Below are 13622 nucleotides of genomic sequence, written 5' to 3'. Positions count from 1 at the left end.
TGCCGACGCGGGTCACCCCGCCCCGGGCGCCGTGAGCGCGGCGAGCGCCGCCTTGGTCTTGGTCTCCTGCGGGGCGCTCAGGTCGATCCCCTTGCCCGCGAGGATGGCCTTGGTCTCGGCGGCGGCCTGGAACGCCTCGGCGGGCGGGGCCTTGGTGGACAGCTCCAGGATCCGTGAGCCGTCGGGCAGGCCCCACAGCTCGGCGACCATGCGCCGCGGGTACCCCTTGGCGCGGAACCGGCACTTGATCAGGTTGATCGGCCCGAGCACCACGAGGTCGTCGGGCGAGACGCCCTCGGGCATGCGTTCGCGCAGCAGGGCCCGCTGGTCGTCGTCGAGCATGCCGTGGATGCCGCGGTCGCCGGTCATCATCTTGCGGACGCGCCGGTCGGGGGCCTCGACGGTGAGCGAGCACGAGCAGGTGAAGCCGGCCGGCGACGCGTCCAGCTCGACCTTGAACCCGTCGTGCCCGCGGTAGCCCTCGGGCACGTCGTGCGGCACCGCCGGCCGTAGCTTGACCGTCAGGTCGCCGGGCTTGCGCTGGGTCCGCCGGGCCCGCAGCACCACGCCGGCGTCCGAGAGCCGCAGGTCGGGGGTGTCGACGAACGCGACCTGGCGCAGCACGGCGTCGAGCGGGTCGATGCCCAGGATCCGCACGGCGGAGCGCTGGAAGTCGTCGGGGACGGTGAGCTTGAGCTCCACCGAGTCGACGTCGGGCAGGAGCACGAGCATGCCGGCGAGCTGCTCGGCGTCGTAGGTGGGGATCTCGGACATGGCGGCCTCCGGGGGTCTGTCCCGTGATCATGGCGCCCACCCGGGTGGCGCAGGTCCACCCTGGTCCGGGTGGGCCGCGACCACCCGGGGTGATGTCAGTGTCGTGGCGGAAGCGCTGTACCCGCCCGCCACCACAGGAGGCCCGGAGATGACCGAGCTGGACGTCGGACCCATCGACTACCTTGCGCTGGAGTTCCCGGAGAGCAGGCTGAACGGCCAGGGCATGGCCGCCCTGCTCGACCTGGTCGAGCGCGGGATCATCCGGATCCTCGACCTCCGGGTCGCCCGCCGGACCGAGGAGGGCGACGTCGTCGCGATCGAGCTGCGCGACCTCGACAACGACGGCGAGCTGGACCTGGCCGTGTTCGAGGGCGTGGGCTCCGGCCTGCTCGACGACGACGACCTGAGCCAGAGCGTCGAGCTGATCGCCCCCGGCAACGCCGTCGGCCTGATCGTGTACGAGAACACGTGGGCCGGCCCGTTCGTGACAGCCATGCGCGCCGCCGGCGCGGAGGTGATCGCCAGCGGCCGGATCCCGGTCGAGGACGTCGTCGCCGCGCTGGACGCCCTGGAGGCGGAGCAGACCTCGCCGAGCACGACGCCGGCGCAGACCCGGGAAGGGGAAGTGTGATGGGACTCCTCAGAGGTGTGGCACGTACGGCGGTCGTGGCCGGTACCGCGACGGCGGTGTCCAACCGGGTCTCGCGGCGGCAGGCGAACCGCTGGGCGGCGCAGGAGAGCTACGCCGAGCCGCAGCAGCAGGCCCCGCAGCAGGTCTATGTGGCACCCCCGCCGCCGCAGCCCGCGGCGTCCGGGTCGGAGGACGTGATCGCCCAGCTCGAACGGCTCGGCAAGCTGCGGGACGAGGGTGTCCTGACCGATGCCGAGTTCAGCGCGCAGAAGGCCAGGCTGCTCGCCGGCTGAGCTGTTCCCGCCGGCGGCGCCGTCCGCGGGCACCCACGTACCGCCAGGGACGGAGACGACTCATGAGCGCCATGGACGTTCCGAACGAACCCACGGCCCGACCCGCGACAGAACCCGCGGCCCGACCCGCGGCCGAGGCGGCCGCCCGCAAGAAGGTGCCCGCGACGGCGTGGATCTCGTGGGTCGCGCTCGCGATGATGACCACGAGCTCGGTGGCGAGCCTGCGGGCCGCCCCGACCATGGCGGTCTACGGGCTGGCGTGCGTGTTCCTGTACCTGGTGCCCGCCGTGGTCTTCCTGCTGCCGACGTCGCTCGTCTCCGCCGAGCTCGCGTCGGGCTGGAAGGGCGGTGTGTACAACTGGGTGGCGCGCGGCATCTCCAAGCCGATGGGGTTCCTGGCGGTGTGGTGCCAGTTCGCGATGACGATCTTCTACTACCCGAGCCTGCTGGGGTTCGTCGCGAGCACGCTGGCCTACGTCTTCAACCCGTCGCTCGCGAGCAGCGGCGTCTGGACGGCGTGCGTCATCATCGTCGTCTACTGGAGCGGCGTGTGGGTCTCCTCGCGCGGCACCAAGGGTGTCGCGGGGCTGGCCAGCGGCGGCCTGATCATCGGCACGCTGATCCCCGGCGTGGTGCTCGTGGTGCTCGGCATGGTGTTCCTCGGCCAGGGCAACGAGTCGGCCGCGCCGATGACGGCGGACAACCTGCTGCCTGCGTGGGCCGGGCTGTCCAGCCTCGTGCTGATCGTGAACAACTTCCTGTCCTACTCGGGCATGGAGATGAACGCGGTGCACGTGTCGTCGCTGCGGAACCCGGCCAAGGAGTTCCCGCGGTCGATGTTCCTGGCGATGACGCTGGTGCTGCTGATCTTCATCCTCCCGGCCCTCGCGATCAGCTGGGTGGTGCCCGCCGACCAGCTGTCGCTCACCGCGGGCGTCATGCAGGCCTTCGACGCGGTCTTCGCCAACTTCGGGACGCAGTGGCTCACGCCGATCGTCGGGATCATGCTCGTGACGGCGTCGCTCGGCGGCATGCTCACCTGGCTGGCCGGCCCGTCCAAGGGCCTGCTGCTGATCTCCCGGCAGGAGGGCTACCTGCCACCGTTCCTGCAGCGGCTCAACAAGAACGGCGTGCAGCAGAACATCCTGGTGGTCCAGGGCATCGTCACCACGGCGATCGGCCTGATGTACGCGCTGATCCCCAACGTCTCCAGCGCCTACTGGATCTTCTCGGTGATCACGACGCAGGTGTACCTGATCATGTACCTGCTCATGTTCGTCGCGGCCATCGGACTGCGGCGCAAGTATCCCGACCATCCGCGCGGGTTCCGCAGCCCCATGCTCAAGTCGCTCTGCGGCATCGGCTTCGGGGCGTCGCTCGCGGCCCTGCTCGTCGGGTTCGTGCCGCCGTCCCAGTTCGGCGGGGGCAACCCGTTCGTGTACGTCGTCATCGTCGTCGTCGGTGCGCTGGGCCTCGGGCTGCTGGTCCCGTACCTCTTCTACCGGGCGCGCAAGCCCTCGTGGAAGCAGGCCGACGTGACCGAGGAGGCGAGTCCGGAATGAGCACCCCCGACGAGACCCAGTCCGGGCGCGAGCGCGCGGTCCTCTACGTCGTGTTCGGCGTCGTGATCGTCGCGCTCGTGGTCCTGGGCCTGGTCTTCTTCCGCGCGGCGGACCGCAGCCGCGACGCCGAGGCCAAGGCTGACGAGCTGATCCAGGCGCTCGACGCCGCCGGCGCCACGGTCACGCCGTCGAAGGACCAGATCGTCCGCGTGCTCGGGGACGACGGCGGAGCGACCTGCGCCGACCCGAACGACCCGCTGACCCGGGCGACGCTGCAGGCGCAGCTCGCCAACGGGGCGTCGGGACCGGGGGCACGGCCCGTGATCTCGGACCGCAAGATCCTGCACGGGCAGCTCCTGATCATCCAGATCTACTGCCCCGACGAGCTCGAGGAGTTCCAGCAGTACGTGGACAGCCTCCAGACCGACAACGTGACGGGAGCCTGACCATGGACATCCGGAGCAGGGTCGGCGCCGAGATGCCGCGCGTCCGCGACGAGCTCGCCGAGCTCGTCGCCATCCGGTCGGTCGCGGACCCCCGGCAGTTCCCGCCCGAGGAGTGCGAGCGCGCCGCGCGCTGGGTGCTCACGAGGTTCGCCGAGGTCGGCTTCGGCGACGCCCACCTGGAGCGGACGGCGGACGGCAGCATGGCCGTCGTCGGCTCCCGGCCCGGCCCCGACGCGTCCGGGCCCACGGTGCTGCTCTACGCGCACTACGACGTGCAGCCGCCGCTGGACGAGTCGGCCTGGCGGACGCCGCCCTTCGAGCTCACCGAGGCCGACGGCCGCTGGTACGGCCGCGGCAGTGCCGACTGCAAGGGCAACATCGTCATGCTGCTGGCCGCGCTCCGTGCCCTGGACGAGGTGCCGGTGAACCTCAAGCTCGTCGTCGAGGGCTCCGAGGAGCAGGGCACCGGCGGCTTGGAGGCGTTCGTGCCCGGGCACGCCGACCTGCTGCGCGCCGACGCCGTGCTGGTGTGCGACACCGGCAACGCCGCCGTCGGGCACCCCGCGGCGACCGTCAGCCTGCGCGGGATGGTCAACGTGGTGCTGACCCTCCAGGCGCTCGGCGCGGAGGTCCACTCCGGCATGTTCGGCGGCGCCGCCCCCGACGCGCTGGCCGCGCTCGTCGCGGTGCTCGGGACCCTGCGCGACAGCGACGGGGGCACCACGGTCGCCGGGCTCGACCACCACGGGACCTGGCCCGGCGAGCCGTACCCGGCCGACCGGTTCCGCTGGGACGCGACCGTGCTGGAGGGCGTCTCCCTGCTCGGCGACGGCAGCGTCGCGGACCAGCTCTGGGCGCGGCCGGCCCTGACGATCCTGGGCATTGACTGCCCGCCCGTGGTGGGCTCGGCGTCGGCGATCACGCCCCGCGCGTCCGCCCGGCTGAACCTCCGGATCCCGCCCGGCACCACGGCGGACAAGGCCCGGGCGGCGCTCGAGAGCCACCTGCGGGCCGCGGCCCCGTGGGGCGTCGGCGTCCAGATCACGGTCGAGGCGGAGGGCGAGCCGTTCCTCGCCCGGGTCGACGGGCCCGCGTTCCACGCGCTCGGCACTGCCCTCGAGGAGGCCTACGGCAAGCCGATGGCCAAGCTCGGCCAGGGCGGGTCGATCCCGCTCTGCAACGTCTTCGCCGACACCTACCCCGGGGCCGAGATCATCCTGGTCGGCGTCGAGGAGCCGCTCGCCGCCATCCACGCCCCGAACGAGAGCGTGGACCCCCGCGAGATCGAGTCGATGGCCCACGCCACGGCCCGCTTCCTCCAGCTCTACGCGAATTCTGCCGCCCGCTGACCGGCAGAAGGTCCGCACCCGGAACGTGAGTGCGCATGCTTTCGATCTCGAAAGCATGCGCACACACATTCTTGGCGCGGACTCTTGCGCGCGCTCCACCGCCTTCGCTAGTGTCCCGTTCATCGACACAGCAGTCCCGATCAGTGGGACGGCACACAACGAGGTGGAGACGTGGAGATGAGTACGCTCACGCGCCGCACGGTCCTGCGGGCGATCGGCGCGGCAGGGCTCGCCGGCGTCGCGGCGGCCGTCGCCGGCTGCGCGCCGACGATCGGCACCGCGCGGATGCCGCGGGTGCCCGCGGCCTACGACGGCCCGCCGGTCACGCTGAAGTTCTGGAACGGGCTGACGGGCGGCGACGGCCCGGTCATGCGGACGCTGATCGAGGAGTTCACCCGTGAGCACCCGAACATCGCCATCGACATGTACGCCCTGCCGTGGGGCGACTTCTACCAGAAGTTCCCGGCGGCGGTCACGAGCGGCCTGGCGCCCGACTTCGCGCTCATGCACAACTTCCAGGTGGCGACCAATGCCGCGCGCCGGGTGATCATGCCGGTCGACGAGATCCTCGACACCGTGGGGCTCGCCGAGGCCGACTACCTCCCTGTGGTCTGGGGCTCCGGCGTCTACCGGGACCAGCGCTGGTCGCTGCCCCTGGACATGTGGCCAGACTCGCTGTTCTACAACCGCCGGGTGCTGGAGCAGGCCGGGCTGGACCCGGACGCGCCGCCGACGGACCGGGCCGCCTACGAGCACGCGCTCGACACACTGGCCTCGGCCGGGATCAGCGGCCACTGGCTGCCCGCCGTCGACCCGCAGGGCGTGGGACGCGGGTTCGACTCCCTGCTCTGGCAGTTCGGGGGCGAGCACTACGACGACGCCGGCACCGCCGCCACGTTCGGGAGCCGGGCCGGGGTCGACGCGCTGACCTGGCAGCAGACCCTGATCCGCGAGGGCTGGAGCCCGCGGAACGTCAGCGGCTCGGACGCCTCGACGGCGTTCAAGAACGACCAGAACGCCTTCCTGTGGGGCGGGCCCGGGGCCCTGATCAACGACCTCGGCTCCGTCGACGGCCTCGACTGGGACGTGGCCCCGCTGCCGCAGATCGGCGAGCGGCGTGCCGCGTTCTCGGGCTCGCACCAGTTCGTCGTCGCCCGCCAGCCGCGGTTCGACGCCGACCGGCTGGCCGCCGTCGTGACGTTCCTGGGCTGGATCCTGGCCAACTCGATCGGCTGGGCCACCGCGGGGCCCGTCCCCGCGCGCCTGCCGATCCTCGACTCGCCCGAGCTGGCTGAGCTGACAGCGCAGTCACACGTCGCCGAGGGCGTGGAGCACATCCGCTTCTACCCGCTGGTGCCGGGCATCGCCGAGGTGCAGACCACCATCCTGTACCCCGCGATCGGGGACGCCCTGCTCTCGCTCGGCGACCCGGGCGCGGCGCTGGAGACCGCGACGACGCAGGCGTCCTTCCTGCTGCAGGAGAACGCCGAGAAGTACGGGAGGGCCTGAGATGACCGCCACCACCCTGCCGGGCCGCCCCGCCGACGACGTCGCGCGCCGCCCCGCCGAGCCGCCCCGCCGCAGCCCGGGCCCGCCGCACCGGCCCCGGCCCTGGACGCCGTACGTGTTCCTCGCGCCGTTCCTGCTGATCTTCGGCACGTTCGTGCTGGTCCCGGCCGTGTCCGGGCTCTGGATGAGCCTGCACAACTGGGACTTCTTCCTGCCCGACCGACCGTTCGTCGGCCTGCAGAACTACATCGACCTGTTCACCCCGGACGCGCTGGTGGCGCAGCAGTTCTGGGAGAGCATGCGGGCCACGGGCCTGTTCGTGGTGCTCTCGGTGCCGCTGCTCATGGCGATCCCGCTGGGCCTGGCGCTCCTGCTCAACCAGCGGTTCCGCGGGCGCACCTTCTTCCGCGCCGTCTTCTTCGCGCCGTACGTGCTGGGCGTCAGCGTGATCGGCCTGCTGTGGCAGTACCTGCTGAACGGCAACACGGGCCTGATCAACGGGTACCTCGCGGAGCTCGGCGTGACCGAGGCCGTGCCGTGGCTGACGGCGACCCCCTGGGTCTGGGTCTCCCTGGTGGGCGTGACGGTCTGGTGGACCATGGGCTTCAACTCCGTGGTCTACCTCGCGGGCCTGCAGAACGTGGACGACGCGCTCTACGACGCCGCCAAGGTGGACGGCGCGAACCGCTGGCAGCAGTTCGTGCACGTGACGATCCCGCAGCTGCGCCCCGTGCTCCTCTTCGTGCTGACCATGACCGTGCTGGCCTCGGCCAACATGTTCGGCCAGTCCTACCTGCTCACGGCGGGCAACCCGTCCAACGAGACGCGCACCGCCATCATGTTCATCGCCGAGGTGGGCCTGGAGCAGTTCCGCATGGGCCTGGCCGCCGCCATGAGCTACCTGCTCGCGCTGCTGCTGATCGTCGTGAGCGCCCTGAACTTCCTGTTCCTGCGACAGAAGGAGAGCTGACGTGGCGACCACCGTCGTTCCCCCCGGCAGCACCACCCCGCCCGCGTCCCCGCGGCGGCCCGTAGCTAGAGCGCGGCGCGACGAGGCGACCGGCCGCGGTGTCGTCGGCACCCTGCTGCTGTACGCGGCGCTGCTGATCCTGTCGGTGATCATCCTGGCCCCGCTGCTGTGGATGCTCTCGACGTCGTTCAAGACCACGGGCGACGCCACCGCGCTGCCGCCCGCGTGGATCCCGCCCACCCCGACCATGGAGGGTTACACCAAGCTCTTCGCCGACGCCCAGGCCCCGCTGCTGCGCTGGCTCGGCAACTCGGTGCTCGTGGGCGTGCTGCACACGGTGCTGGTGCTGGCCACCGCCTCGGCGGCCGCCTACCCGCTGGCCCGGATGCGGTTCCCGGGGCGGCGCATCGTGTTCGCGCTGATCATCGGCACCCTGTTCGTGCCGGGGTTCGTGTTCCTCATGCCGAACTACCTGATCGTCGACGGGCTCGGCTGGCTCGACACCATGTGGGCGCTCGTCATCCCCGGCGCCGCGAGCGCGTTCGGCGTCTTCTTCCTGGTCCAGTTCTTCCAGAGCATCCCGGCGGAGCTGGAGGAGGCGGCGCTGATCGACGGCGCCAACCGCTGGCAGATCTTCGTCCGGGTGGTGCTGCCCCTGTCCCGGGCGCCGCTCGCGACGCTGGGTCTCCTGTCGTTCCTGGGGAGCTGGAACGACTTCCTCTGGCCGCTGTACGTGCTGTTCAACCCGGAGCAGCTCACGCTCCCCGCCGGCCTGGCGACCCTGCGCGGGGCCTACGCCACCGACTACCCGGCGGTCATGGCGGGCGCGGCGATCGCGAGCATCCCGGTGCTGATCCTGTTCGCGTTCGTGCAGCGCTTCGTGATCGCCGGCGTGGCCCGTTCGGGTCTCAAGGGATGAGCCGGCCCCGTGGAGAATGGCAGCGTGAATGACTCCACCGGCACCCTCGCACGCGGCCTGGACATCATCGAACGGCTCGCGGCGACGCCGGGCGCGACCGTTCAGCGCCTGGCCACCGACCTCGACCTCAGCCGCAGCGCCGCCTACCGCATCGTCGGCACGCTGCGGGAGCGCGGCTACGTGGTGGGCGAGACCGAGCTGCGCCTCGGCCCCGTCGTCATGCGGCTCGGCCTGCAGGCGCTGGACGGCCTCGACATCCACGCCGTCGGGCCCGAGCACCTGCGGGAGCTGGTCGCCGAGACGGAGGAGACGGCGTTCATCGCCATCTTCGACGACGACCAGATGTGCTACGTGATGCAGGAGGAGGGCCCGCAGGTGGTGAAGGTGGTGTCCAAGCTCGGCAGCCGCGCCCCGCTGCACGCGTCGGGCCTGGGCAAGGCCTACCTGTCCGCGCTGCCCGCCGCCGAGGCGGAGGCGGTCGTCGGCCGCATCCCGCTCCCGGGCTACACCGACACCACCTTCACCACCCCGCCCGCGCTGCACGCCGAGCTCGCCCGCATCCGCGAGCTCGGCTGGGCCCTCGACGACGCCGAGCGTGAGCCCGGCGTGCGCTGCGTGGCCGCGCCGATCCGCGGCGCGGGCGACCTGCCCGTCGCGGCGATCAGCGTGGCCGGCCCGCGCGACCGCATCGTCGCGGCCCAGCCCGCCATCGTGACGGCGGTGCGCCGCACCGCCGCCCGCCTGTCCGTCGCGCTCGGCGCGGCACCCCCACCCGACCTGCCCTGATTGGATCCCATGGCCTCCGCAGACCCCCGCATCAGCTCCGTCCGGCTCGCCTCGCTGGAGACCCGCTACCCCCGGACCGTGGGCCGCAACGCCCGGCTCGGCAGCCACGGCTCCGGCCCCGACTCCGACGTCGCGGTGCTGGTCACCGAGGACGGCCGGACCGGCTGGGGACTGTTCGAGGGGCCGCCGGGCGACGTCACCCGGGTCGAGGGCCGCCTCCTCTCGGAGCTGATCGACCCCGCCACCGGCATCCGCGACGACGCGGAGCGCTGGCTCGACATCGCCCTGCACGACCTCCTCGGCGTGGTGCTCGACGCGCCGGTGCACGCGCTGCTCGGCGGGCACGGCTCGCTCGACGTCGGCGTCTACGACGGCGCCATCTACTTCGACGACCTCGACCCGGACGACGCGCCGCGCGGCGTCGGCGTGCTGATCGAGGAGTGCCGGGCCGACGCCGCCCTGGGCTTCCGGGACTTCAAGCTCAAGATCGGCCGCGGCAACAAGTGGCTGCCGCGGGAGGCCGGCGACGCCCGCGACATCGAGGTGACCCGCGCCGTCCGAGACGCCTTCCCCGACGCCCGCATCCTGGTGGACGCCAACGACGGCTACGACCGCCACGGGTTCATCACCTACCTGGAGGCCGTCGCCGACGTCGGCCTGTTCTGGGTCGAGGAGCCGTTCCTCGACGACGCCGACGACCTCAAGGCGCTCCGTTCCTGGCTCGACGCGCACTCGCCGGACACCCGGATCGCGGAGGGCGAGACCTCGCCCGACGTCGCCGCGCTGCGCCCCGTCGCCGCCGCCGGGTCGATCGACGTGCTGCTCATGGACGTCATGTCGTACGGCCTCACCGCGTGGCGCCGCCTGATGCCCGAGCTCGTGGCGGACGGCGTGCACGGTTCCCCGCACGCCTGGGGCCGGCCGCTCAAGACGCGGTACGCCGCGCACCTGGCAGCCGGGCTCGGCAACGTCGAGATCGTCGAGGGCGTGCCCGGCACCGTGGCCGGCGTCGACCCGGCGCTGCTCGGCCCGGTCGACGGCGTGCTGCGGCTGGGCGACGCGCCCGGCTTCGGTATCCCGGTGCCCGACGAGGCCCACCTGCGGCCCATCGCCTGACCTCTGTGACACGACGGGGCCGGGGCGTCGCTCGCGCGCTGCCCCGGCCCTCGTCGTCCCGTGCCGCCTGCCTCTTGGTGGTGTTTACCGCTGCGCGGTGCTCAGGTCCGCGACCTCCCGGATGGCGTCGCCGATCGCGTGGAAGTCCTTGCTGAGGATCGCGCCGTGGTTGCTGGGGACCTTGGCGCTGATCCTGATGTTCGGGTTGTCGGCGGTCGCCGCCTCCAGCCCGGCCCGGATCTGCTCCTGCTCGTCGCCCTTGCTGCCCAGGGACGTGCCCGAGGCCACGACGTACCGGACCGGGACGCGGATGTCGTTCAGCACCGGCGCCAGGGCGCTCTCCCTGGACAGCTTGCCGAGCTCGATGTTGCTCTCGGCCTGCTGTGCCGCGGACATCCGCGGCGTGATGCCCGTGATCCGCAGCGGGACCGTGAACCAGCTCATCCGGCGGAACAGCTTGCGGATGCGCACCTCCATCGCGTCGTCGAGCCAGTCGTGCGGGAAGGCGCCGTCGACCAGGACCGCACCCAGGGTGCGCTCCGGGTTGCGCTGCGCCCAGTGGGCCGCGACCACGGCCCCGTACGACCAGCCGACCACCAGGGCCTTCTCCACGCCGCGCGCGGCGAGCACGGCGTCGACGTCGCGGACGGCGGCCTCGAAGGAGTAGTCGGCCGAGGTGCCGGACTTCTTGCCGCGGGCCCGCTCGTCGAAGGTGATGCGACGGTAGCCGCTGCCCAGGTCGGCGAGGGTCTTGCGCCAGTAGCCCTGCGTGGCGAACTGGCCGTTCAGGAAGACGACCGGGAGACCCGGGCCGCCGGTGTCGGTCACGGCCAGGGTCGTGTCGTCGACCGGCACCAGGCCGGACCACGCGGTGCTGGTCGAGGAAGCGCTGTGGTTCGTCATGTTCTCCACCTGTCGGTTCGTGGTGCGGGAAGTGGTGCTGGTCGGTGCGCGGTGCGTCACTGCGTTGGCGCGTCGCCGCGTCGGTGCGTCGTGCGGGGTGGTGCCTGGTCCGGGCCTCGCGGCCCGGACCGGTCGGCTCAGAGGCTGCGAGCCGAGATGTCGCCGTGGGTGGTCGTCGCGCGGATGTCGAGCACGGCGGCGCCGTCGTTCTTGAGGGTGTTGCTGACACGGCCGAGGGTCGTACCGGCGTCGAGGGTGGCCGAGACGCCGGCGCTCGCGGCGACCGTGATGTCACCGGACTGGGTGCTGAGCACGACCGAGCCGCTCGCGGCCTCGGCGATGCGGATGTCACCACGGGCGGTGGTGATCTCCGCGGCACCGGTGAGCCGGCCCACCTCGACGTCGCCGTCGATCGCGGTGAGGCGGAGCGTCGCCGCCTCGTCGACCTTGATCTGCTGGTATGCGCCGTCGAAGACGACGTCACCGAGGCGGCCGACGGCGCGCAGCTCGGCGGCGTCCGACTTGCCCTCGAGGCTCGACCCGGCGGGGAGCTGGACCGTGACCTCCACGGAACCCGCGTGGCCGACGAGCTTGTTGTGCGGCTCCGCGGTCCGGACCTGCAGCACGCCGTCGGCGAAGGTGACGGTGGTCTGCTCGGCGGTCTGGACGTCGCGGCTCTTGGCGGGGTTGGTGGGCCGGACCTCGACGGTGGTGTCGGCGCGGTCGGCGGCGATGAGCTGGACCCGGCCGGCGGGGATCTCGACGACGGCGGAGATCGGGGCGGTGGTGGCGAAGTTCTGCATGGTGATCGACTCCTGTGCTGGTGGCTTCCCTGTGTTTCTGACATCGCAAACGCTACGTTGCTTTCCAGAACCAGGCAACATACTTGTTGCGTTGTATCCGCGTTTGTGCAGGTCAGAACCACAAAACTGTTGCAACGATCGTGAAAGTAAAGCAACGCAACGTCAGGTTGCATTGCAATGAGTGGGAAGTGAACGCTATGGTGGGCAGGCAGGGACCGCACCGACACCCGAGGAGACCGTCATGCCGGGAGGCCGACTCACCAGGCAGGAGCGCCAGCAGATCGCGCTGGGCCTCGCCGACGACCTGTCCTACGCCGAGATCGCCCGGCGGCTGGACCGCCCGACCTCCACGGTCACGCGTGAGGTGCTGCGCAACGGCGGCCCCACCGGCTACCGCGCCGAGACGGCGCACCGCGCCACGGAGCGCCGCGCCCACCGCAGCCGGCAGGCCGCGCCCCGGGACGCGCGACCGGCCCCGCAAGCCCATGGGCGCGACGCCGCCGCAGTGGCCGAGTTCGAGGAGGCGCTGACCGGCGTGCTCATCGCCTCGGGCCTGACCAGGATGACCGCCCGGGTGCTGACCTGCATGTTCACCACCGACGAGGGCAGCGTCACCGCCGCGGACCTCGTCCGGCGCCTCGAGGTCAGCCCGGCGTCCGTCTCCAAGGCGATCACTTTCCTCGAGGGCCAGGGCCTCGTGCGCCGCGAGCGCGACGAGGGCGGCCGCCGCGAGCGGTACGTGGCCGACAACGACGTCTGGTACCAGTCGACGATCGCCAGCGCGCGGGCCAACGACCAGCTCGCCGAGACGGCCCGGCAGGGCGTCGTCGTGCTCGGGGCGAGCACGCCCGCCGCCGCACGCCTGGAGAACATCGCCCGGTTCCTCGACTTCATGAGCGAGACCATCGTGCGCGCCGCCGAGCAGGCCCGCGACGTGCTGCACACGGGCCCGGTCACCGGGTCCGCCACCCCGTCCGACGACGGCGGGAGCGACGCCGCGCCGTCCGACGCCGGGCCGGGCGGCCGCGCCGGCTAGTGCAGGGCCAGCTTGAGCCCGATCATCGCGACGCCCAGCAGGCCCGCGACCAGGGTCGAGCCCAGGCGCCGGGTGCCCGTCAGCCCGCCGTCCGTGCTCATGCGCCAGCCCACGAGCAGCAGCAGCGCGAGGTTGACCAGGAGCGCGATGTCGACGGCGAGGTTCGGCGGCACCCGCAGCACCGCCTCGATCAGCAGCACGACGACGGGCGCGGTGCACGCCGCGACGAGCGGCAGGCCCTCGCCGAGCACGTGCCGGCGCTCGTCGGGGTGCAGGGGTCGGCGGGCCACGGAGCGCGCGGCGATCAGGTGGGCGTACGACTCGGCGCACCAGTAGACCAGCAGCGTGCCGCCCAGCAGGATCGCGACCCGGACGAGCCCGAGCTCGGGAGGCGCTGACGCGAGCACGGACCCGGTGATGACCAGCCCGTACAGGTACGACGCCCGCTCCTTGAGCGACTCGCCCCGCTCGCCCGGCGCGGGGGCCGCGGCGGCGTGGCGTGGTCGCGGCTCCTCGTCGCGCACG

The 13622-nt window shown here is 72.2% G+C and carries 15 protein-coding genes; 11 read left to right on the top strand and 4 right to left on the bottom strand.

The genetic code is table 11. From position 1 onward, the window contains the following. Positions 1–12: 12 nt before the first annotated feature. A complete protein-coding gene (locus H291_RS31160) occupies positions 13–774 on the bottom strand; it encodes a hypothetical protein (protein ID WP_020017172.1) in 762 nt (253 codons plus the stop codon). Positions 775–922: 148 nt separating this feature from the next. Between H291_RS31160 and H291_RS0121890 the strand changes: the two genes are divergently transcribed. From H291_RS0121890 to H291_RS0121845, 10 genes are all read left to right on the top strand, one after another. Then, positions 923–1405, top strand: coding sequence for a DUF6325 family protein (locus tag H291_RS0121890; RefSeq protein WP_020017171.1), 483 nt, complete (start codon positions 923–925; stop codon positions 1403–1405). Further along, positions 1405–1698, top strand: coding sequence for an SHOCT domain-containing protein (locus H291_RS0121885; protein WP_198012565.1), 294 nt, complete (start codon positions 1405–1407; stop codon positions 1696–1698). The genes H291_RS0121890 and H291_RS0121885 overlap by 1 nt, the downstream gene beginning before the upstream one ends. 62 nt (positions 1699–1760) lie before the next feature. After that, the gene (locus H291_RS0121880; protein WP_232216140.1) at positions 1761–3260 is read left to right on the top strand and encodes an APC family permease; all 1500 of its coding nucleotides are present in this window, start codon (positions 1761–1763) and stop codon (positions 3258–3260) included. Continuing rightward, positions 3257–3706, top strand: coding sequence for a hypothetical protein (locus H291_RS0121875; protein WP_020017168.1), 450 nt, complete (start codon positions 3257–3259; stop codon positions 3704–3706). Before H291_RS0121880 ends, H291_RS0121875 begins: the two co-directional genes overlap by 4 nt. 2 nt (positions 3707–3708) lie before the next feature. Further along, entirely contained in the window at positions 3709–5055 is a 1347-nt protein-coding gene (locus tag H291_RS0121870; RefSeq protein WP_020017167.1) for a dipeptidase, read from the top strand. 177 nt (positions 5056–5232) lie between these two features. Further along, positions 5233–6564, top strand: coding sequence for an ABC transporter substrate-binding protein (locus H291_RS0121865; protein ID WP_033327709.1), 1332 nt, complete (start codon positions 5233–5235; stop codon positions 6562–6564). A gap of 1 nt (position 6565) precedes the next feature. Then, entirely contained in the window at positions 6566–7534 is a 969-nt protein-coding gene (locus tag H291_RS0121860) for a carbohydrate ABC transporter permease (protein WP_020017165.1), read from the top strand. Position 7535: 1 nt separating this feature from the next. Beyond that, positions 7536–8453, top strand: coding sequence for a carbohydrate ABC transporter permease (locus tag H291_RS0121855; protein WP_020017164.1), 918 nt, complete (start codon positions 7536–7538; stop codon positions 8451–8453). Between the two features lie 24 nt (positions 8454–8477). Then, positions 8478–9239, top strand: coding sequence for an IclR family transcriptional regulator (locus H291_RS0121850; RefSeq protein WP_020017163.1), 762 nt, complete (start codon positions 8478–8480; stop codon positions 9237–9239). Between the two features lie 9 nt (positions 9240–9248). Further along, positions 9249–10355, top strand: coding sequence for an enolase C-terminal domain-like protein (locus tag H291_RS0121845; RefSeq protein ID WP_020017162.1), 1107 nt, complete (start codon positions 9249–9251; stop codon positions 10353–10355). Between the two features lie 84 nt (positions 10356–10439). Here H291_RS0121845 and H291_RS0121840 read toward each other — a convergent pair whose 3' ends face one another. Beyond that, positions 10440–11258 (bottom strand): alpha/beta fold hydrolase, encoded by an 819-nt coding sequence (locus H291_RS0121840; RefSeq protein ID WP_033327706.1) that lies wholly within the window; start codon positions 11256–11258, stop codon positions 10440–10442. A 137-nt stretch (positions 11259–11395) separates the two neighbouring features. Then, on the bottom strand, positions 11396–12061 hold the full coding sequence (locus H291_RS0121835; RefSeq protein WP_020017160.1) for a DUF4097 family beta strand repeat-containing protein: 666 nt from the start codon (positions 12059–12061) through the stop codon (positions 11396–11398). Positions 12062–12302: 241 nt separating this feature from the next. On the opposite strand from H291_RS0121835, the gene H291_RS0121830 reads away from it, so the two are divergent. Continuing rightward, the gene (locus tag H291_RS0121830; RefSeq protein ID WP_020017159.1) at positions 12303–13097 is read left to right on the top strand and encodes a GbsR/MarR family transcriptional regulator; all 795 of its coding nucleotides are present in this window, start codon (positions 12303–12305) and stop codon (positions 13095–13097) included. On the opposite strand, the gene H291_RS0121825 is transcribed toward H291_RS0121830, so the two are convergent. Then, entirely contained in the window at positions 13094–13621 is a 528-nt protein-coding gene (locus H291_RS0121825) for a hypothetical protein (protein ID WP_020017158.1), read from the bottom strand. The two genes, H291_RS0121830 and H291_RS0121825, sit on opposite strands and share 4 nt — an antisense overlap. Between the last annotated feature and the right edge of the window lies 1 nt (position 13622).

Origin of the sequence: Promicromonospora sukumoe 327MFSha3.1 (assembly GCF_000385135.1) — a bacterium.
In the GTDB taxonomy this organism is placed as follows: domain Bacteria; phylum Actinomycetota; class Actinomycetes; order Actinomycetales; family Cellulomonadaceae; genus Promicromonospora; species Promicromonospora sukumoe_B.
Note: the sequence above shows the minus strand (reverse complement) of the source record. Positions and strands in the feature narration are given on the sequence as shown.